Annotated in this window: 14 protein-coding genes, 3 pseudogenes and 1 riboswitch; of the genes and pseudogenes, 8 read left to right on the forward strand and 9 right to left on the reverse strand. The window is 69.1% G+C overall.

Translation table 11 applies throughout. From position 1 onward, the window contains the following. The first annotated feature begins 134 nt into the window (after positions 1-134). Positions 135-392: a WhiB family transcriptional regulator gene (locus WJ438_RS14210; RefSeq protein WP_030219886.1), complete on the forward strand. Its 258-nt coding sequence runs from the start codon at positions 135-137 to the stop codon at positions 390-392. Positions 393-590: 198 nt separating this feature from the next. Here WJ438_RS14210 and WJ438_RS14215 read toward each other — a convergent pair whose 3' ends face one another. After that, positions 591-2,066: a sensor histidine kinase gene (locus WJ438_RS14215; protein ID WP_406725566.1), complete on the reverse strand. Its 1,476-nt coding sequence runs from the start codon at positions 2,064-2,066 to the stop codon at positions 591-593. Positions 2,067-2,687: 621 nt separating this feature from the next. Here WJ438_RS14215 and nagB point away from each other — a divergent pair. Both nagB and WJ438_RS14225 read left to right on the forward strand, forming a co-directional pair. Continuing rightward, a complete protein-coding gene (nagB, locus tag WJ438_RS14220) occupies positions 2,688-3,473 on the forward strand; it encodes a glucosamine-6-phosphate deaminase (protein WP_406725567.1) in 786 nt (261 codons plus the stop codon). A gap of 196 nt (positions 3,474-3,669) precedes the next feature. Then, positions 3,670-4,434, forward strand: a complete 765-nt coding sequence (locus WJ438_RS14225; RefSeq protein WP_406725568.1) for a GntR family transcriptional regulator — start codon at positions 3,670-3,672, stop codon at positions 4,432-4,434. A 123-nt stretch (positions 4,435-4,557) separates the two neighbouring features. Here WJ438_RS14225 and WJ438_RS14230 read toward each other — a convergent pair whose 3' ends face one another. The 3 genes and pseudogenes from WJ438_RS14230 to WJ438_RS14240 all read right to left on the reverse strand — a co-directional run bounded on the left by WJ438_RS14230 (position 4,558) and on the right by WJ438_RS14240 (position 7,402). Then, entirely contained in the window at positions 4,558-5,691 is a 1,134-nt protein-coding gene (locus tag WJ438_RS14230) for an IS630 family transposase (protein WP_406725569.1), read from the reverse strand. A gap of 139 nt (positions 5,692-5,830) precedes the next feature. Beyond that, a complete protein-coding gene (locus tag WJ438_RS14235; RefSeq protein WP_406725570.1) occupies positions 5,831-6,337 on the reverse strand; it encodes a GNAT family N-acetyltransferase in 507 nt (168 codons plus the stop codon). 61 nt (positions 6,338-6,398) lie between these two features. Then, positions 6,399-7,402: pseudogene (locus tag WJ438_RS14240) on the reverse strand (IS5 family transposase). Positions 7,403-7,647: 245 nt separating this feature from the next. Between WJ438_RS14240 and WJ438_RS14245 the strand changes: the two are divergent. The 4 genes and pseudogenes from WJ438_RS14245 (at position 7,648) to WJ438_RS14260 (ending at position 13,910) form a co-directional block, all read left to right on the forward strand. Beyond that, positions 7,648-7,923, forward strand: coding sequence for a DUF3311 domain-containing protein (locus WJ438_RS14245; RefSeq protein WP_406725571.1), 276 nt, complete (start codon positions 7,648-7,650; stop codon positions 7,921-7,923). Next, positions 7,920-9,559: pseudogene (gene mctP, locus WJ438_RS14250) on the forward strand (monocarboxylate uptake permease MctP). The gene WJ438_RS14245 and the pseudogene mctP overlap by 4 nt, the downstream one beginning before the upstream one ends. A 645-nt stretch (positions 9,560-10,204) precedes the next feature. After that, positions 10,205-10,362: riboswitch (cobalamin riboswitch) on the forward strand. Between the two features lie 124 nt (positions 10,363-10,486). Beyond that, positions 10,487-12,873 (forward strand): annotated as a pseudogene (locus WJ438_RS14255) (ribonucleoside-diphosphate reductase subunit alpha). Continuing rightward, entirely contained in the window at positions 12,873-13,910 is a 1,038-nt protein-coding gene (locus tag WJ438_RS14260; RefSeq protein ID WP_406725572.1) for a ribonucleotide-diphosphate reductase subunit beta, read from the forward strand. Before WJ438_RS14255 ends, WJ438_RS14260 begins: the two are co-directional and overlap by 1 nt. Positions 13,911-13,958: 48 nt before the next feature. Here WJ438_RS14260 and WJ438_RS14265 read toward each other — a convergent pair whose 3' ends face one another. Then, positions 13,959-14,240 carry a hypothetical protein gene (locus WJ438_RS14265; RefSeq protein ID WP_406725573.1) on the reverse strand — a complete coding sequence of 94 codons (282 nt, stop codon included), beginning with the start codon at positions 14,238-14,240 and terminating at the stop codon, positions 13,959-13,961. 94 nt (positions 14,241-14,334) lie between these two features. Between WJ438_RS14265 and WJ438_RS14270 the strand changes: the two genes are divergently transcribed. Further along, entirely contained in the window at positions 14,335-15,297 is a 963-nt protein-coding gene (locus WJ438_RS14270; protein ID WP_406725574.1) for a helix-turn-helix domain-containing protein, read from the forward strand. A 21-nt stretch (positions 15,298-15,318) separates the two neighbouring features. Here WJ438_RS14270 and WJ438_RS14275 read toward each other — a convergent pair whose 3' ends face one another. From WJ438_RS14275 to WJ438_RS14290, 4 genes are all read right to left on the reverse strand, one after another. Further along, a complete protein-coding gene (locus WJ438_RS14275; protein ID WP_406725575.1) occupies positions 15,319-16,689 on the reverse strand; it encodes a cytochrome P450 in 1,371 nt (456 codons plus the stop codon). Further along, a complete protein-coding gene (cyc1, locus tag WJ438_RS14280) occupies positions 16,686-17,771 on the reverse strand; it encodes an epi-isozizaene synthase (RefSeq protein WP_406725576.1) in 1,086 nt (361 codons plus the stop codon). Before cyc1 ends, WJ438_RS14275 begins: the two co-directional genes overlap by 4 nt. Before the next feature lie 338 nt (positions 17,772-18,109). Further along, positions 18,110-18,760 carry a peptide deformylase gene (gene def, locus WJ438_RS14285; RefSeq protein ID WP_406725577.1) on the reverse strand — a complete coding sequence of 217 codons (651 nt, stop codon included), beginning with the start codon at positions 18,758-18,760 and terminating at the stop codon, positions 18,110-18,112. Positions 18,761-18,880: 120 nt separating this feature from the next. Continuing rightward, entirely contained in the window at positions 18,881-19,861 is a 981-nt protein-coding gene (locus WJ438_RS14290; protein WP_406725578.1) for a tetratricopeptide repeat protein, read from the reverse strand. Positions 19,862-20,015 lie beyond the last annotated feature (154 nt).

Below are 20,015 nucleotides of genomic sequence, written 5' to 3' on the forward strand. Positions count from 1 at the left end.
CACCGGAACCCCCCTTCACACCCAAGGACCACGCCAGGGAACCTGGCGTTCGTCCCTTCACTTGTTGGGGGATTCGTGAAAGCGTTCACATTCACAAGCCATCGTGTAGTTCATACCAAGGAGAGGTAGCAGCCATGGACTGGCGTCACAACGCCGTTTGCCGCGAGGAAGACCCCGAGCTGTTCTTCCCCATCGGCAACACCGGTCCTGCGCTGCTGCAGATCGAGGAAGCCAAGGCCGTCTGCCGTCGCTGCCCGGTGATCGAGAGCTGCCTGCAGTGGGCACTCGAGTCCGGTCAGGACAGTGGCGTCTGGGGTGGTCTCAGCGAGGACGAGCGCCGTGCGATGAAGCGCCGCGCCGCGCGCAACCGGGCCCGTCAGGCATCCGCCTGACAACCCACCCCTGCTGACAGCCTGAGCTTGACGGCGCGTACAGCGCGTACGCATCTCCCGCCTCCGAGCCGCAGCACGCAGTTCCCCCGATGCTCCCCCGAGTTCTCGACTCACCTCGAGCCGGAGGGGAACGCCATCGAACACGCGAAGAGCCCCGGACCGGGAAACCGTCCGGGGCTCTTCGCTGCTTGCTTCACCTCACTTGTTCATGTCCACCGGGATGTCCAGGATCACCCGCGTGCCCCCGTCCGGGGCCGGGACCATGTCGAAGGTGCCGCTCAACTCGCCCTCGACCAGGGTCCGCACGATGTGCAGGCCCAGGTTGCCGGCGGTGTGCGGGTCGAAGTCCTCGGGCAGGCCGACGCCGTCGTCCTGGACGGTGACCAGCAGGCGGGTCTCCTTCGTGGTGCCACCGCGGACCGCGGTCACCTCGACCGTGCCGGTCTCCCCCTCACGGAAGCCGTGCTCCAGGGCGTTCTGCAGCACCTCCGTCAGCACCATCGACAGCGGGGTGGCGACCTCGGCGTCGAGTACGCCGAAGCGGCCGGTGCGCCGGCCGGTGACCTTGCCCGGGGAGATCTCGGCGACCATCGCCAGGACCCGGTCGGCAATCTCGTCGAACTCCACGCGCTCGTCCAGGTTCTGAGACAGCGTTTCGTGCACGATCGCGATGGACCCGACCCGGCGCACCGCTTCCTCCAGCGCCGCGCGGCCGCGCTCGGAACCGATCCGCCGGGCCTGGAGACGCAGCAGCGCCGCCACCGTCTGGAGGTTGTTCTTCACCCGGTGGTGGATCTCCCGGATGGTCGCGTCCTTGGTGATCAACTCTCGTTCGCGGCGGCGAAGTTCGGTGACGTCCCGGAGCAGGACCAGTGAACCGATGCGGGTTCCCTTCGGCTTGAGCGGGATCGCCCGGAACTGGATCACCCCGCCGGGCCCCTCGATCTCGAACTCGCGCGGCGCCCAGCCACTGGCGACCTTGGCGAGCGCCTCGTCGACCGGCCCGCGGGAAGGGGCCAGTTCGGCGGTGGTCCGGCCGAGATGGTGACCGACGAGGTCGGCCGCGAGGCCCATGCGATGGTAGGCGGACAGGGCGTTCGGGGAGGCGTACTGGACGATGCCCTCGGCGTTGAGCCGGATCAGCCCGTCGCCCACCCGGGGCAGGGCGTCCATGTCGAGCTGCCGGTCCGCGAATGGGAAGGCTCCGGTAGCGATCATCTGCGCGAGGTCGGAGGCGCTCTGCAGGTAGGTGAGCTCCAGCCGGCTGGGGGTGCGCACCGTGAGGAGGTTGGTGTTGCGTGCGATGACGCCGAGAACGCGGCCTTCACGCCGTACGGGGATGGACTCGACGCGGACCGGGACCTCCTCGCGCCACTCCGGGTCACCCTCCCGCACGATCCGGCCCTCGTCCAGGGCCACGTCCAGCATGGGCCGGCGACCGCGCGGGACGAGATGGCCGACCATGTCGTCCTGGTACGAGGTCGGGCCGGTGTTGGGCCGCATCTGGGCGACGGAGACATAACGGGTGCCGTCCCGGGTGGGGACCCACAGGACCAGGTCGGCGAAGGACAGGTCGGAGAGCAGCTGCCACTCCGAAACCAGCAGATGCAGCCACTCGAGGTCGGTGTCGTCGAGAGTCGTGTGCTGGAGTACGAGTTCGTTCATGGAGGGCACGTCAGCGAGCGTACCGGGGCGTCGCACCCTCCCCCGAAAACACCCGCGGGCCGCGGCGCCTGAGAGGGACCCTCAGCCCTCCCGGCACCGCAGCCCGGAGCGACATCGGCCGCGGGGTGTGCGGTCCCGGTCGGCCGAGGGATGAGGAACCGGGGCAGTCAGGGCAGAGAGCTCCGGGTCCTCGGTCCGCCTTCCTGTGCGGGGAAGGCAGGCTTGTGTGCACTGTTATGCATTGTGGACTAGACCACTACTCGTGTCCATGCGTCGGAGACTGTTCGTTGGTGCCTTTTCCCCGTTGTCTTTTCCGCGTCGACTTTCCGCGTTGACTTTCCGCGTCGTCTTTTCCGTGATCACGCGGAGAGCGGGCCCGCGGTCGTCCACCGTGCAGCCTATCCCGCGGGAACGAGGTACGGGGCCGGAAGACCATGGTGATTTCGGCGAGCGGGCCACGACCGCCCCGTCCTGGGATGCTGAGGTAGGACCGGGAGCCCGGCGCCCGCGACCTTCGCCCGGAAGCGGAGCTCCCCATCTCTGTTAGATTGATATTGGTCTAAACCATATGACCCGCCCCGGCCGGGGCGGGTCACCAGTCGAGTCCCCTCTCAGATCGGCAGGCTCAGCGTGGAAGTTGTCATCGTTCCGGACGCCAAGGCCGGCGGCGAACTCATCGCCGGGGCCATGGTGCAACTCCTGCGGCGCAGGCCCGACGCCCTGCTCGGCGTGGCCACCGGCTCGACACCGCTGCCCGTCTACCAGGCGCTGGCCGCCCAGGTGCGCTCCGGTGCCGTGGACACCTCCCGGGCGAGGATCGCCCAGCTCGACGAGTACGTGGGGCTGCCCGCCGATCACCCCGAGTCCTACCGTTCGGTGGTCCGGCGCGAGGTGCTGGAGCCGCTCGGGATCGGGACGGACGCCTTCATGGGCCCCGACGGCTCGGCCGAGGACGTGCAGGCCGCGTGTGAGGCGTACGACAAGGCACTGGGCGATGCCGGCGGCGTCGACCTGCAGCTGCTCGGCATCGGGACGGACGGGCACATCGGGTTCAACGAGCCGTGCTCCTCACTCGTCTCGCGCACCCGGATCAAGACGCTGACCGAGCAGACCCGGGTGGACAACGCGCGCTTCTTCGAGGGCGACATCGACCAGGTCCCGCACCACGTCATCACCCAGGGCGTCGGCACCATCCTGGAGGCCCGCCACCTGGTGCTGCTCGCCACCGGCGAGGGCAAGGCGGACGCGATCGCCGCGACCGTCGAGGGGCCGCTGGCCGCGGTGTGCCCGGCGTCCGCGCTGCAGCTGCACCCGCACGCCACGGTCGTCGTCGACGAGGCCGCGGCCGGCAAGCTCAAGTTCGCCGACTACTTCCGGCACGCCTACGACAACAAGCCGGACTGGCAGGGAATATGACCGAGGGCGCCATGGGCCCCGTGGGCATCGGGTGCCCACGGGCCGTCCCGGTGGACTAGACCAGCCTCCGCCTCGGCGGTATACAGAGGGGATCACGGAGCGTGCGGGGAACATCTCCGCCCACAGCCGTGCCACGATGTGAGCCGGGGCCGATGGGGTGCCGGTCGTTCGGCACTCGGAGCCGGGAAGGCAGAGCATGAGCACCGACGTCAACAGTACGGAGAACGAGGGTGGGACTACGGTCCGTACGGCTCGCGTGCCCAAGTACTACCGGTTGAAGAAGCACCTGCTGGACATGACCGAGACGGCTCCGCCCGGCACGCCGGTCCCGCCCGAGCGCACCCTGGCGGCGGAGTTCGACACCTCGCGCACCACCGTGCGCCAGGCGCTCCAGGAGCTGGTGGTCGAGGGCCGCCTGGAGCGCATCCAGGGCAAGGGCACCTTCGTCGCCAAGCCCAAGGTCTCGCAGGCGCTGCAGCTCACCTCGTACACCGAGGACATGCGTGCCCAGGGCCTGGAGCCCACCTCTCAGCTGCTGGACGTCGGCTACATCACCGCCGACGACGGGCTCGCCGAACTGCTCGACATCACCCCCGGCGGACGGGTGCTGCGCATCGAGCGGCTGCGCATGGCCAACGGCGAGCCGATGGCCATCGAGACCACCCACCTGAGCGCGAAGCGTTTCCCGGCGCTGCGCCGCAGCCTCGTCAAGTACACCTCGCTCTACACCGCCCTCGCCGAGGTGTACGACGTCCACCTGGCGGAGGCCGAGGAGACCATCGAAACCTCGCTGGCCACGCCGCGCGAGGCGGGTCTGCTCGGCACCGATGTGGGGCTGCCGATGCTGATGCTCTCCCGGCACTCCCGGGACCGGGACGGGCAGCCGGTGGAGTGGGTGCGGTCGGTGTACCGGGGCGACCGGTACAAGTTCGTCGCCCGCCTGAAGCGCCCGCAGGACTGAGTCCGGAGGGTGCGGCGGGGGTTTCGCCGAGATTCCGCCGCTGTCCGGACGATGTTCCGTGGAGTTTGAGTACGCAATTCCCGCGAGGGGTTCCGTCCCGGTCCGCCGCGACCTAGTGCCGCATCAGGCAACGTTTGCCCTGTCGACGACGGCGCGTAGGCGCTGGTCGTCGGCGTGGCGGTTTCGCCAGATGATGTAGCGGCGGATCATGCTGCCCTGCTCGGTGTGGCTGGCGTGGTCGGTGCCATCGAGGGTGAAGTAGCGCAGGGCGGTGAACTGGGCCTCGATCCGGTTCAACCAGGAGCTGTTGGTCGGGGTGTAGGCGATCTCCACGTTGTTCGCCTCGGCCCAGTCCGCCACGCGGCGGCACCGCCTGGTGGTCAGGTGCGGGGAGAAGTTGTCACAGACGATCGCGATGCGGATCTCGGCCGGGTAGAGGGTACGCAGGTAGCGGCAGAACTCCAGGAACTGGGTGCGCTTCTTGGTGGGCTTGATGTGGCCGTAGAGCTTGTCCTTGCCCAGGTCGTAGGCGGCGAACAGGTGCCGGACCCCGTGCGGGCGGGTGTAGGTGGCCCGGCGCCTGCGGCGGGGTCCGCGGTCGGGGTCCTTGTGCCGGCCACCGACCTCGGCCCACTGCCGGCCCGGGTGCGGCTGGAGGTTGAGCGGGCCGAACTCGTCCAGACAGAAGACGACGTCGGGCTCGCCGTCCTCGGGTATGACCTCGCCGTCGGCGATCGCGTAGAGGTGCTCCACGCGGGCCTTCCTGGCCGCGTAGTCGGGGTCGCGGGAGGTCTTCCAGGTCTTCATGCGTTGAAACGACACGCCCTCCTCGCGGAGCAGGACCCGCAGGCCCTCGTGGCTGATGTCGTCGACCACCCCCTCGGCGACCAGGAAGTCGGCCAGCTTGGCCAGGCTCCAGGTCGAGAACGGCAGGCCGTGCTCGGCCGGCCTGGACTTGGCGATCTTCTTGATCTCCCGGCGTTCCGGGAGGGTGAAGGTTCTGGGCCGGCCGCCCCTGTACTTGGGGTAGAGCGCCTCGAAGCCGTCGGCGTTGAAGTTGTGGATCACGTCCCGGACCCGGTCCGCGCTGGTGAACGTCACCTCGGCGATCTTCGCCACCGGCATGCCCTGCGCGGACAGCAGCACCATCTGCGCCCGCCGCCAGGTCACCACCGATCCCGTGCCCCTGCGGATGATCCGTAGCAGTCTTCGGCCCTCATCGTCGTCGATCTCGCGGACGCGTACCCGTTCTGCCACCCGCACAGCCTGACGGCCACGCAGGCCCAGGGGCAAAACCGGCTTCGTTCCCGTCCGGGGACAGCGTCTGCCCGTGCCGTTCGGCAGCGGCGGTGTCCGACGGCTCCGGGGATGTCCCCGCACCCACGGCATCTTGGTGTCACAGCGCCCGGCGCATGCAGGCCCGCGGCCACCGGCCCAGGCCATGTGCCGCTTCGTGCTCGCGGATGTTCCGCAGACCGGGAGTGAGCCTGCCGTCGTCCATGAGCTGGAAACCACAGCGTGCGTAGTAGGGGGCGTTCCACGGGACCTGGGTGAACGTGGTGAGGGTCAGGGCGGGTGCCCCCGCGCTCCTGGCGTGGGCCGCCAGGTGGTCCAGCAGCAACCGGCCGACACCGCGACGCGCGCTGTCCGGGTGCACCGAGACCTGCTCGACGTGGAGGTTGCCGTCGACGCGGTCGGCGATCAAGTAGGCGACCGGGGCGTCGGCGTCGTTGGCCACGACCCAGGCCAGCCCGGCGTGGTGGTAGCGGGCGAGCTCGCCGAGCAGGAGCGGCTCATCCTCGGCGATCTCCGGCATGCCGATGTCCCGGAAGCACTGCCCGGCGGCCCTCTCGATGTCCTGAAGGACGGACAGTTCGTTCAGGCGCACGGCTCGGATATGCATGGACGCATTCTCCACAGCACGCCGGATGGCACCACCGATTAGGGCCTGTGTGATGTTGTGATCAATCGGCCGCTTGCAGGAGATCTCCGATCCAGATCATCGAGGCGCGGAGTTCGAGGCCGGCGAGGTAGCTCTCGGGCGTCTTGTCGAAGCGTGTGGCGATGCCGCGCCAGTCCTTCAGCCGGTTGATCAGTCGCTCGACGGTGTTGCGGTCACGGTAACGATCGGCGTCGTACGTGACGGGACGGCCGCCCCTGCTGCCCTTCCTCTTGCGGTTGGCGGCCTGGTCCTTCTTCTCCGGGATGACCGCCCTGATGTGCCGTTTGCGCAGGTAGGCGCGGTTGGCGCGGGACGAGTAGGCCTTGTCCGCGGCGACCGCGCCGGGCCGGGTGCGGGGCCGGCCGACCGGCCCGCGGACCCGGACCTTGTTCAGCACGGGGATGAACTGCGGGCTGTCCGCGGCCTGCCCGGCGGTCAGCACGAACGACAGCGGCCGGCGCTTTTGGTCGGCGGCGAGGTGAATCTTGCTGGTCAGTCCGCCGCGGGACCGGCCGAGCAGGGCTTCCTTCAGGCGGAGCCTGCGTCGGCGGCGGACGCGCCGGCGTTCTTCCCGCTCGGGCCCGTTTCCGCCGTCCCGCCCGTTCTGTTCCGCCTTGTCGCCCCCTTTTGCCGGGCCTGTTCCTGCTCGGCGGCGGCCTCCTCGAGCGCCTCCATGACCTCCTGGCCGACGAGCATCCCGGCGGCGTCGTGGTGGGCGCGGACGGTCGTGGAGTCCACGCTGACCAGGGACAGGTCCGTTTTGCCCCGGCAGGCGGCCTCGGCGATCAGGCCCTCCAGCAGGGCGGTGAAGACACCGGCGTTCCGCCAGAGCCGGAAGCGTCCGTAGACGGTCGGCCAGGGGCCGAACTCGCCCGGCATCTCCCGCCACTGCGCGCCCGTCCTGAACCGCCAGATCACCCCCTCGAACTGATCCCGCAGCCGCTCGGGGTACGGGCCGTACTCGCCTATCGGCAGGAACGGCTCGATCAACTTCCACTGTTCTTCGGTGAGTTGTCTGCGCGTCACGATTGTCTTCCTACCGGATCCGCCTTCCAGGCGGATCCGGACCGGCAAGACTGATCACAACATCACACAGGCCCTAGGGGTCTCGTAACGGCGGTCCACCGGCGCAGGCTCGCATCGACAAGCCCGCGCGGTGCTCACGCCGGATGCCCGCGCTTCTCGCATCACAACAGGGCGAACGTTGCCTGATGCGGCACTAGATTTCCTGCGCGTCAAGCAGGTGATCAGCGAGGGGACGGAGCCGTTCTATGTCGCAAGCCCCGGAAACCAGCAGATGGCCGGTGGTGACGCCGACGCGCGTCGTCATCGCCGTCTGCCTCTTGGCACCGTTCGTGGCCATGATGTGGGTCGGCTCGTACGCGAAGACCGACCCCGTCTTCATCGGCATCCCGTTCTTCTACTGGTACCAGATGCTGTGGGTGCTGATCTCCGCCTCGCTGACGGTGATCGCGTACAAGCTGTGGCAGCGTGACCAGCGTGACCAGCGTGCCCGCACGACCGCGAAGGACGGTGCGGGGCGGTGAGCGACGGCGTGAACGGCGTGGCACTCGCCGTCTTCGCCTTCTTCTTCGTCCTCGTCACGGCGATGGGCTTCACGGCCGCCCGCTGGCGCAAGGCCGCGAACGAGCACAGCCTCGACGAATGGGGCTTGGGCGGACGGTCGTTCGGCACCTGGGTCACCTGGTTCCTGCTCGGCGGCGACCTTTACACGGCGTACACCTTCGTGGCCGTGCCGGCGGCGATCTACGCGGCCGGCGCGGCGGGCTTCTTCGCCGTGCCGTACACGATCCTCGTGTACCCGCTGATCTTCACCTTCCTGCCCCGGCTGTGGTCGGTTTCGCACAGGCACGGCTATGTCACGACGTCCGACTTCGTGCGCGGCCGTTTCGGCTCGAAGGGGCTGTCGCTGGCGGTGGCGGTCACCGGCATCCTGGCGACGATGCCGTACATCGCGCTCCAACTGGTCGGTATCCAGGCCGTGCTGGACGTGATGGGCATCGGCGGCGGCGAGAACACCAACTGGTTCGTCAAGGACCTCCCGCTGCTGATCGCCTTCGGTGTGCTGGCGGCGTACACGTACTCCTCGGGTCTGCGGGCCCCGCGCTGATCGCGTTCGTGAAGGACACGCTGATCTACCTCGTGATCGCGGTGGCGATCATCTACATCCCGATCAAGCTGGGTGGCTTCGACGAGATCTTCGCCAAGGCGAGTGAGGCGTACAGCGAGACCAACCCGGCCACGGGCGCGCCGCGCGGTTCGCTGGTGCCCGGCGAGGCGGGGCAGTGGACTTACGCCACGCTGGCGTTGGGCTCGGCGCTCGCGCTGTTCATGTACCCGCACTCGATCACCGCGACGCTGTCCTCGCGCAGCCGTGAGGTGATCCGCCGCAACACCACGATCCTGCCGCTGTACTCGCTGATGCTGGGCCTGCTGGCGTTGCTCGGTTTCATGGCGATCGCGGCCGGGGTCGATGTCAGCAACGGGCAGCTGGCGGTCCCGCAGTTGTTCGAGGACATGTTCCCGGACTGGTTCGCCGGTGTGGCCTTCGCGGCGATCGGCATCGGTGCGCTGGTGCCGGCGGCGATCATGTCGATCGCCGCCGCGAACCTGTTCACCCGCAACATCTACAAGGACTTCTTCAAGCCCGACGCGACACCGGCGCAGGAGACCAAGGTCTCCAAGGTGGTCTCACTGCTGGTGAAGGTGGGTGCGCTGGCCTTCGTCCTCACCATGGACAAGACGGTCGCCATCAACTTCCAGCTGCTGGGCGGCATCTGGATCCTGCAGACCTTCCCCGCCCTGGTGGGCGGCCTGTTCACCCGCTGGTTCCACCGCTGGGCACTGCTCGGCGGCTGGGCGGTCGGCATGATCTACGGCACGGTCGCGGCGTACGGGGTGGCCTCGCCGACGCAGAAGCACTTCGGCGGTTCGTCGGACGAGATCCCGGGCATCGGCGAGATCGGCTACATCGGCCTCACCGCGTTCGTGCTCAACGCGCTGGTGACGATCGCCCTGACCTCCGTCCTGAGGGCGGTCAAGGCGCCCGAGGGCATCGACGAGACCCGGCCCCAGGACTACACGGCGGACGCGGGCGACCCGGGTGTCAGCACCGAGCTGGCCCTGGACACGGCGGACGCGGCCGCCGACGGCAAGCACTGACGGGGTACGCGGGTACGGCAGGGGGCCGCCGGATGTCTCCGGCGGCCCCCTGCCGTACCCGTCGGGCACACTCACCCCATGGACATCGTCACCCGGCCGGTGGAGCCGCACGAGTACGAGGAACTCGGTGAGATCACCGCGCAGGCCCACCTCCGCGACGGGCTGCCCGACTTCGGGTGGAGCGGCGTGTACCTCGTTGAACCCTCCCCAGCTCAAGCAGGGGGATTCCTGGCTCAGGAAGCCTCACAGGTCAGCGACCTGCAAGGTCCTACTCCCTCCGCGCCGGCCGGGACGGGGGCTGCCCGGTTCGTTCGAGCAGAGCTCGGGTGTGCCGGCTTGGTTCTCGCAAAGCACGGCAGCCATCCTGCCCGGCCGGACGGGCGACCGTTCGCCCTGGAGGCGAAACCCCGTTCTCGTCCTGCTCCGCAGGCGTTCGCGTGCGGGTCGTGCTGTCGACCCAGCGGTCGATGCACTCGGCCCACCGCCTCCATGAGCGGCTCGGCTTCGTCCGCTCCCGGAGCGGGACCGGAACCCGGTACCGGACCTGGACGACATCATGCCGCTCGCCCACGAGCGGACGCTCTGACACCCCTCCTGTTCTGACGTCACCCCCCGGCACGACACAAGATATGGGATCGTCAGCAGCACACGACACAAGATGTATGCTCATGCTTGCTGTCGTCGCAGGGGAATCCGGTGCGAATCCGGAACTGTCCCGCAACGGTGTACTTGTGCGTGTCCGCGTTTCCCGCGTGCCCGCACGGGCTTCAGTCCGAGGACCTGCCGACAGCGCGCCCGGCCGTCCGGTCCGGGTGCCTGCCGTCCGGGCCTCGTGGAATGGGCCGGTGGACGCGAGACGCGTGCGCGCGCCCGTGTGCTGCCCCCTGCCCTCGACGAGGCCCCGTGCCGAGCGAGGGAGAGCCCCACGTGACCACCGCGCCAGCCGATCCTGCTTCAGCGGTCGACGTGACCGACATGAGCGACGCGAGCGACGGCCCCGGTGCCGCGCTGCTGCGGACCCTGACCGAGCTGACCGCCGACCTCCCCGACGCCGAGCCCGGCCGGGTCGCCGCCGCCGCGCTGCGCGGCCGGTCCGCCCATGCGGACGAAGCCGAGCTGCGGGAGCTGGCCACCGAGGCGGCGGCCGGGCTCATCCCCGAGGACCCCGTCTACTCCCGGCTCGCCGCACGACTGCTGATCCTCGGCATCCGTGCCGAGGCCGTCTCGCAGGGTGTCACGTCGTTCACCTCATCGATCTCGACGGGCCACCGTGAGGGCCTCGTCGCGGACCGGACCGCCGAGTTCGTCCTGCTGCACGCGGCCCGACTCGACGCGCTGATCGACCCCCGCGCGGACGACCGTTTCGGCTACTTCGGCCTGCGCACCCTGCACAGCCGCTATCTGCTGCGGCATCCGGTCACCCGCAAGGTCGTCGAGACACCGCAGCACTTCCTGCTGCGGGTCGCCGCCGGTCTCGCCGCGAACGACACCCCCCGCTCGGTGGACGAAGTCGCCACGCTGTACGGCCTGATGAGCCGCCTGGAGTACCTTCCCTCCTCCCCCACCCTGTTCAACTCCGGTACGCGGCATCCCCAAATGTCGTCCTGCTACCTCCTCGACTCCCCCAAGGACGAACTGGACTCCCTCTACGACCGCTACCACCAGGTGGCCCGCCTCTCCAAGCACGCCGGCGGCATCGGCCTGCCCTACTCCCGCGTCCGCTCCCGCGGTTCGCTGATCCGCGGCACCAACGGGCACTCCGGCGGCATCGTCCCGTTCCTGAAGACCCTGGACGCCTCGGTCGCCGCCGTGAACCAGGGTGGTCGGCGCAAGGGCGCGGCGGCGGTCTACCTGGAGACCTGGCACTCCGACATCGAGGAGTTCCTGGAGCTGCGCGACAACACCGGTGAGGACGCGCGCCGTACGCACAACCTGAACCTCGCGCACTGGGTGCCGGACGAGTTCATGCGCCGGGTGAACGCCGACGCGCCGTGGTCGCTGTTCTCCCCGTCCGACGTCCCGGACCTGGTCGACCTGTGGGGCGAGGAGTTCGACGCGGCCTACCGGGCCGCCGAGGCAGCGGGTCTGGCCACGAAGACGCTCCCCGCGCGGGAGCTGTACGGGCGCATGATGCGCACCCTCGCCCAGACCGGCAACGGCTGGATGACCTTCAAGGACGCCGCCAACCGCACCGCCAACCAGACCGCCGAACCGGGCCACGTCGTCCACTCGTCCAACCTGTGCACGGAGATCCTCGAGGTCACCAGTGACGGGGAGACGGCGGTCTGCAACCTGGGGTCGGTCAACCTCGGCGCGTTCGTCGATCAGGTGAACGGCGACCTCGACTGGGAGCGGCTGGACACCACCGTCCGCACCGCCGTCACCTTCCTGGACCGGGTCGTCGACATCAACTTCTACCCGACCGAGCAGGCGCGCCGTTCCAACGCCCGCTGGCGCCCGGTGGGGCTGGGCGTGATGGGCCTCCAGGACGTCTTCTTCCAGTTCCGGCTGCCTTTCGACTCCCCCGGGCGAAGGCTCTCTCAGCCCGTATCGCCGAGCGGATCATGCTCGCCGCGTACGAGACGTCCGCCGACCTCGCCGAGTCCCACGGCCCCCTGCCGGCCTGGGAGAAGACGCGTACGGCACGGGGCGTCCTGCACCCCGACCACTACGGCGTGGAGACGACCTGGCCCAAGCGGTGGGCCGCGCTGCGCGAGCGCACGGCCACGACCGGCATGCGCAACTCGCTGCTCCTGGCGATCGCGCCGACCGCCACCATCGCGTCGATCGCGGGCGTGTACGAGTGCATCGAGCCGCAGGTGTCCAACCTGTTCAAGCGCGAGACGCTGTCCGGCGAGTTCCTCCAGGTCAACTCGTACCTGGTGAACGACCTGAAGCGGCTCGGCGTGTGGGACGCGCGGAGCCGTGAGGCGCTGCGCGAGGCGGGTGGCTCGGTGCAGGACTTCACCTGGATCCCCGAAGAGGTGCGCGGGCTGTACCGCACCGCGTGGGAGATCCCGCAGCGCTCTCTGATCGACATGGCCGCCGACCGCACCCCGTTCCTGGACCAGTCGCAGTCGCTGAACCTGTTCATGGAGACGCCGACCATCGGCAAGCTCTCCTCGATGTACGCCTACGCCTGGAAGCGGGGCCTGAAGACCACGTACTACCTGCGCTCGCGCCCCGCGACTCGCATCGCCCGCGCGGCCCGGGGCCACGCACAAGCGCAAGCCCCCGTCCAGCAGTCGGCGCCCGACCCCGAGGCGGTCGCCTGCTCCCTTGAGAACCCCGAGTCCTGCGAGGCCTGCCAGTAATGTCCACCACCGCCCCCACCGCCCCCACCGCCCGAACCCAGAACCTTCTCGACCCGGGCTTCGAGCTCACCCTGCGCCCCATGCGCTACCCCGACTTCTACGAGCGCTACCGGGACGCCATCAAGAACACCTGGCACGTGGAGGAGGTCGACCTCCACTCGGACGTCGCCGACCTGGCGAAGCTCAGTCCCGAGGAGCAGCACCTGATCGGGCGGCTGGTGGCCTTCTTCGCCACCGGCGACTCGATCGTGGCCAACAACCTGGTGCTGACCCTCTACAAGCACATCAACTCCCCGGAAGCGCGGCTGTACCTGTCTCGGCAGCTCTTCGAGGAGGCGGTGCACGTCCAGTTCTACCTGACCCTGCTGGACACCTATCTGCCCGCCCCGGAGGACCGCGCCGCCGCCTTCGCCGCGGTGGAGAACATTCCCTCCATCCGCGAGAAGGCCGAGTTCTGCTTCAAGTGGATGGACTCGGTGGAGAAGCTCGACCGGCTGGAGACGCGGGCCGACCGCCGCCGTTTCCTGCTCAACCTGATCTGCTTCGCCGCGTGCATCGAGGGTCTGTTCTTCTACGGGGCGTTCGCCTATGTGTACTGGTTCCGCAGCCGGGGCCTGCTGCACGGTCTCGCGACGGGCACCAACTGGGTGTTCCGGGACGAGACGATGCACATGTCCTTCGCCTTCGACGTGGTCGACACCGTTCGCGAGGAGGAACCGGAGCTGTTCGACGACCGGCTTCAGCAGGAGGTGACGGACATGCTGCGCGAGGCGGTCGAGGCGGAACTGCAGTTCGGGCGCGACCTGTGCGGTGACGGACTGCCGGGCATGAACACCGAGTCGATGCGGCAGTACCTGGAGTGCGTCGCCGACCAGCGTCTCGTCCGCCTGGGCTTCGCGCCGGTGTACGGCTCGGACAACCCGTTCTCCTTCATGGAGTTGCAGGGCGTCCAGGAGCTGACGAACTTCTTCGAGCGGCGTCCGTCCGCGTACCAGGTCGCCGTGGAGGGCACGGTCGACCTGGACGAGGACTTCTAGGACGGTCCGCAGGCCCTGGCCCCGGAATCCGCCCGGGTGCCACCCGTCTCACGCCGCGCGTGCGGTGTGATGCGAGGTGGCACTCCGTGCGGGGCCGGGCGCGGTGCTCCCCGCCGGCCGGGACGGTCCGGCGGCAATGGGCCGCCACGCGACAGCCTCGTGTTCGGCTGCGTCCCGTTCGGCTGCGGCGCCGCCGGCCTCGGCCTGCTTCAGCTGCCGGCCGATCCTCCGGTCGCGCGCGATGCCGACGACGGCGGGGAGAACCATCAGGGCGAGCAGTCCGAGGACGAACAGCATTCCGACCAGTGCTTCCATGCGTGTCGTATCCATGTACATCAGTGTCGCGCCGGACACTCCTTACCAACCAGTGGCAGAGCTGCCTCACACCCTCGATTTACTGCCACCACCGAGGCACACTGGAGCCATGCTCCGCAATGTGGCCGCCGTCCTGCTCGACGGCGTGAACCCCTTCGAACTCGGCGTCGTCTGCGAGGTCTTCGGCGTCGACCGCAGCGATGACGGCCTACCCGTCTACGACTTCGCGGTCGCCTCGGCCGAAGGCCCCGCCCTGCGCAGCAACACGGGCTTCTCGCTCCAGGTCGAGCACGGCCTGGAGCGCCTGGAGACGGCGGACCTCATCACCGTACCCGCCGGGTCGTGCTACGAGACACGGGATTTCCCGCCCGACCTGCTGGACGCGCTGCGCCGGGGCGTGGACCGGGGCGCCCGGGTACTCAGCGTCTGCTCCGGCGTGTTCGTGCTCGCCGCCGCCGGCCTCCTCGACGGCCGGCGCGCCGCCGCCCACTGGCGTCATGCGGATGCGCTGACCAGGTTGTATCCCCACCTGACCGTCGAGCCGGATGTGCTCTACGTCGACGAGGATCCGGTGATCACCTCCGCGGGCACCGCCGCCGGTATCGACGCCTGTCTGCATCTCGTGCGCAAGGAACAGGGCTTCGCCGTCGCCAACCGGATCGCGCGGCGCATGGTGGTGCCCCCGCACCGCGACGGGGGCCAGGCCCAGTACATCGAGCGGCCATTGCCGCGGTCCGGGGGCGACACCGTCTCCGAGGTGCTGGTGTGGATGGAGCGCCATCTGAACGAGGAGGTCACGGTCGAGCAGCTCGCGGCCCGCGCCCACATGTCCCCGCGCACCTTCGCCCGCCGCTTCCAGCAGGAGACCGGCACCACGCCGTACCGCTGGATCCTGCGCCAGCGGGTCCTGCTCGCCCAGCAGCTGCTGGAAGGGACGGACGAGACGGTGGACGCGATCGCGGGCCGTACGGGCTTCGGCAACGCGGCCGCGCTGCGCCACCACTTCGTGCGCACCGTGGGCACGACCCCGAACGCCTACCGGCGGACGTTCCGCGGCCCCGAGGCCGCCTGAACGCCCGCCGGACGTGACGGCTCAGCGCGCGACCGGCCTCAGCAGCAGCCGGTTCGGGCGCAGTGTGATGCCGACGCGGGTGGCGTCGTCGGAGCCGGCCACGTGCTCGAATCGGTACTTCGTCGCCAGCGCGGCCGTGATCAGGGTCAGCTGGGCCATCGAGAAGTGATCGCTCGTACACTTTCGGTTGCCGACGCTGAACGGACTCATGGCGTACTTCGGAACGTCCTTCGCACGCTCCGGAAGCCAACGGTCCGGATCGAACTCCAGGTTGCGCTCGTACGACTTCGGATCGCGCTGGATCGCGTACGGGCTGTAGATGATGTCCGCCCCGGCCGGAATGCGATAGCCGCCGAGTTCCTTGTCGGCGACCGCCCGGCGCGTCAATATCCAGACGGCGGGCCGCAAACGCATGGCCTCGACGACGACATTGTTGGTGTGGGTGAGCTTGCGGACGTCCTCGAATGCCACCGGACGCCCACCGGTAACGCCGAGAACTTCGTTTCGCACCCTGTCCCCGTGTTCCGGATGCGCGGCGAGCGCCTGGAGCAGCCACATGATCGTGGAGGCGATCGTTTCACTGCCGGGGGTGAGTATCGCGACCACCTGGTCGTGGATCTCCTGCTCCCCGATCGGGTCGCCATTGTCGTCCTTCGCCGTCAGCAATGCCGTCAGCAAATCGTCCGGCTTTTGACCGGACGCGCGGCGCTCGGCGACGGTCTCGTCGACCACGCGGTGCAAATCGGCCAGAGCCCGGTTGAATTCGCGATTGGCCGGCAGCGGCAACTTGTACAGCGGGCCGAGCGGCACCACCATCCGCCGGTACATGCCGCGGAAGACGGTGGCGAGCGCGACACACAGCCGCTCCGCCCGCTCGTCCATGTACTCACCGCGCAGCAGGCAGCGAGCCGCGACGCGCACGGCGATCCGGAACGACTCGGAGGCGCAGTCGACCGTCTTCCCCGACGCCCAGCGTTCGGTCAGCGCGTGTGCCTCCTCCTCCATGATCGGGCCGTAGGCGGGGATGGCGTCGAGCTTGAAGGCGGGCTGGATGGTGCGCCGCTGGCGCCGGTGCAGCGGGCCGTTGGCCGTGGCCACGCCCTCCTCGCCGAGCAGGCCCTCCAGGGACTCCCACAGGGGGCCGGAGATGATGTAGTCGGGATCGAGCGCCAGCGCCCCGGTGAGGGCGGGCGTGGTGACGGCGTACACCGTCTTGGGACCGAGCCTCAGGCGCACGACGTCGCCGTGGTCGCGCAGCTGGGCCATGAAGGCCAGCGGATCGCGGACCAGTTTGAGGCCGTGGCCGAGGCCGGGGACTCCGCCGCCGGCCACCGGAGGCTCGCGCGGTTCGGTCGCCGCGGCCGCGTCGGGTTCCACCGACTCGACGGTCATTCCCCACCTACCGCTTCATTGTGGACGTACGGGGGCGTGGATCGGTCGTCCCAGCTGTCGACCATGTACCGGCCGGACTCGTGGTGGAACCAGTAGACGGAACTGAACCAGTTCCGCATGTTTCCGAGGCAGGCCCGCACGGCGGCGCCCAGTTCCTTTCCTCCTATCGTGCCGTCGTCGAGGCTGTCGGCGAACTTCAGGGCGTCCTGTTCGGCGTCGAGGAATTCCGTGATGCATTCCTCGACGCGGTACCGCACATCACTGACCGCCTCTTCGAGGGTCAGCCCTTCATGGGTGATGAGACTGATTCCGAGATTGTGCACCTCATTACCCGCTATTTCCTTCGGGAGCGAGCAGAGGTCGTTGTACCAGGCGGCGAATTCCTGACTGAGCAGGGCCGCCTTCCGGTAGGACGGGTTCTTCCGCACGGCCTCCGGGAGTTCACAGCCCGCACTTGGCTCCAGGAGATCGGTCCAGATCCAGTGCGCGAAGGTGAGCCGACGCAGTTCGAGGTATTCCTCGACGGTGGGGACGATCCCCTCCGTCCGATTGTGGAACTCCCGGTCGTACGCCTCGATCACCGTGTGGAAGTGCCGGGCGAACCGCGCGTTCCAGGTGTCCGGAAGGAACGAGTACAGCCGCCGCACACTGTCCGCGAGCCCGGCCACCAGTGAATCCTCGTGGCACAGGTGGTCCGTGGGGCTGTCGAGGGCCGTGTGCAGCAGGTCCTTCAGCCGCCGCCAGGCGGCGGATCGGCCGTGCACGATGTCGCGGTCGTGACGGTCGTCCCAGACGAAGAACCACGCGCTGTAGTCCGCTATCGCCTGCAGGACCTCGTCGGCGGCGCCTGTGTAGTAGCCCGCCATGAGATCCGTGTAGCACAGGCCGTCGGCATATTCAGTCACCTTGTCGGGCGGCATCAGCCGCTTTTCGAGCAGCCACGCACGGGTTTCCTGCTGGAGCTTCGGCCAATACGGATGGATTTGCCGGGGAAACGCCGCCTCGATCACCGGGAGAGACAGCGCCGGTGGAACCGCGACGACGGTCGGTTTCGATGTGGTGCCGTGTGACAAAGCATGCACGAACAATCCCCTCTCGGCCGCCAGTTGACATGCGCCCGGCCCTCTCTGCCGGGCGTGCGCCGGTGCGTATCCCCGCACCTCCATTCAGCATCACAACTGACGGCTCTGGGAACGTATTTGCTTCATTCGCCACCCCACGGTGCCGAGATCCTCCCCTTGTGTGGCTGGTTTCAGGGTTGACGATCCGTCGAGGGGTCGAACATGTGACGAAAAGACGAACGGCGCCTGGTCCGGAAGGGAATCCGGACCAGACGCCGTGCGCAAGGGAGTTCTGCGCCCCGGGGGACCTGAGGGGCGACAGGGGCCACCGGGCTCCAGGGGGCGAAGGCCGCCGGCGGTCAGTCGTTGGCGACCACGGGATAGCGCGGCTCGTTCTCGGCCATCTGCCGCAGCGCGTCCTTGCGTTCCCGCTTGGACAGCCGGTCGATGTAGAGGTAGCCGTAGAGATGGTCGGTCTCGTGCTGCAAACACCGTGCGAAGTAGCCGGTGCCGCGCACCTTGACCGGGTTGCCCTGCTCGTCCTGACCGGTCACCTCGGCGTAGTCGGGCCGGGCCAGCGGCGCGTACGCGGCGGGTACCGACAGGCAGCCCTCGTTGGTGTCGTCCAGCCGGCGCCTCTCGGCGGGCAGTTCGACCAGCTTGGGATTACAGACCACTCCGGCGTGACGCACGCCGTCGTCGTCCGGGCAGTCGTAGACGAAGACCTTCAGGTCGACGCCGATCTGGTTCGCGGCCAGCCCCACGCCCTCCGCGGTGCGCTGGCTGGCGAACATGTCCGCGACCAACTGCTGGAGTTCGGGGCCGAAGTCGGTAACATCCCTGCACTCCTTGTGCAGCACCGGGTTGCCGACCACGGTGATCGGTCGCGAGGTGCCTCGCTCGACCCAAGCGGCCTCGCGCTCGGCGCAGTCCTCCGTGTCGATGACGTACCCCTCGTCGTCGACGGGGAGCACGCCCGCGTGCTGCTGATCGGTGTCCTGCTGAGCCATGACCGACGTACGCCTTCCTGGAAAACATGGGGGTGATGCTGATACAGGGTACGGTGACCGACCCACCGGCCCCGGTCCCCGCCCCGTGGCCGGCCCGGCGTACGGACCCCGACAGTCGACCTAGCAAACCTCTTCCAGGTCCCGCCAGTCGCGTGATTCCGGACTGTCCGCGACCCAGCCGTCCAGCAGGCCGCGAACCAGCGAGGCGGGCGCGGCGAGCCCGCACTCCCGCTCCGGCACCCACAGCTGCCCGTCGGTGCGGTGACCGAGCGGTCCGGGGCGGCCGGGCTCACTGTGGTCGTGCGGGTCGAGGTGCTCGCCCTCACCCTCGTCGGACGGCATCCGGGACTCCGAGCACATCCGGCACAGCAGCCGCACCGAGGACGACCAGTCCTCGGCGGCGAATCCCGCGTCCGCGGCCAGCTGTTCCAGGGCGTCCCGGTCGGCCTCGCTGGCGGCCTCCAGCAGGACCACCCAGGTCGGCACGGGTGAGGGCGCCCACAGCTCGATCTCGTCGAACACGGGGTAGGTGTGCCCGGCGGCCGTGCTCCGCTCGCCGTGCGGCACCCCGTCGTGCAGGACGACCTCGCCCCAGCGACGGCCGGAGGACGGCAGCGGAATGGACAGCACCTCGATCCGCGCGGGGTCCAGCCGCCGCCCCCAGACGACCTCGGCCTCCCCCTCCGGGGACAGCCGTACGGCCGCGCTGCCCAGGTCCATGCCGAGCGGCTCACCTGAGCCGGTGGGGCTGCCGGGCACCCGGAGCCCGTAGGCCTGCCAGGCGCGGCGGGCCAGCGGCCAGTCCTGCAGGGCGGTGGCGGCGATGCCGACGTTCCACCAGTCGGGCGCCCCCGTGTCCCGGTCGAGCAGCGCGACGGCCCTGAGACCCGCCGCCCGTGCCTGCTCCCAGTCGTGCCGGAACTTGTGCAGCAGCGCGAGGTTGAACCAGGACTCCGACAGCCAGGGTTCCAGGTCGGCGGCCCGGGTCAGCAGCGCGCCCGCGTCCTCGTACCGGCCGTCGCCGATGAGCGTGAACGCGCGGTCCGTGGCCTGCCGCCAGGAGGCGGAGGGCCGGTTCCGTCCCTTGCCGAAGATCCTCACGATTCCCGCCTGCCAGTTCCGTTCGGTGGGCGGCCTAGCCCTCCGGACACCGTCTCCTTCGCATCCAACCACGTACGGCCGGAACGGCGCTCATTACCCATGGGTTACCCAGCCCCGGGCCGGGTAAGGCCGTCCCGTTCGCGGCTCTCGCCAC

The sequence above is a fragment of the Streptomyces sp. GD-15H genome (genome assembly GCF_045291515.1).
GTDB lineage: Bacteria > Actinomycetota > Actinomycetes > Streptomycetales > Streptomycetaceae > Streptomyces.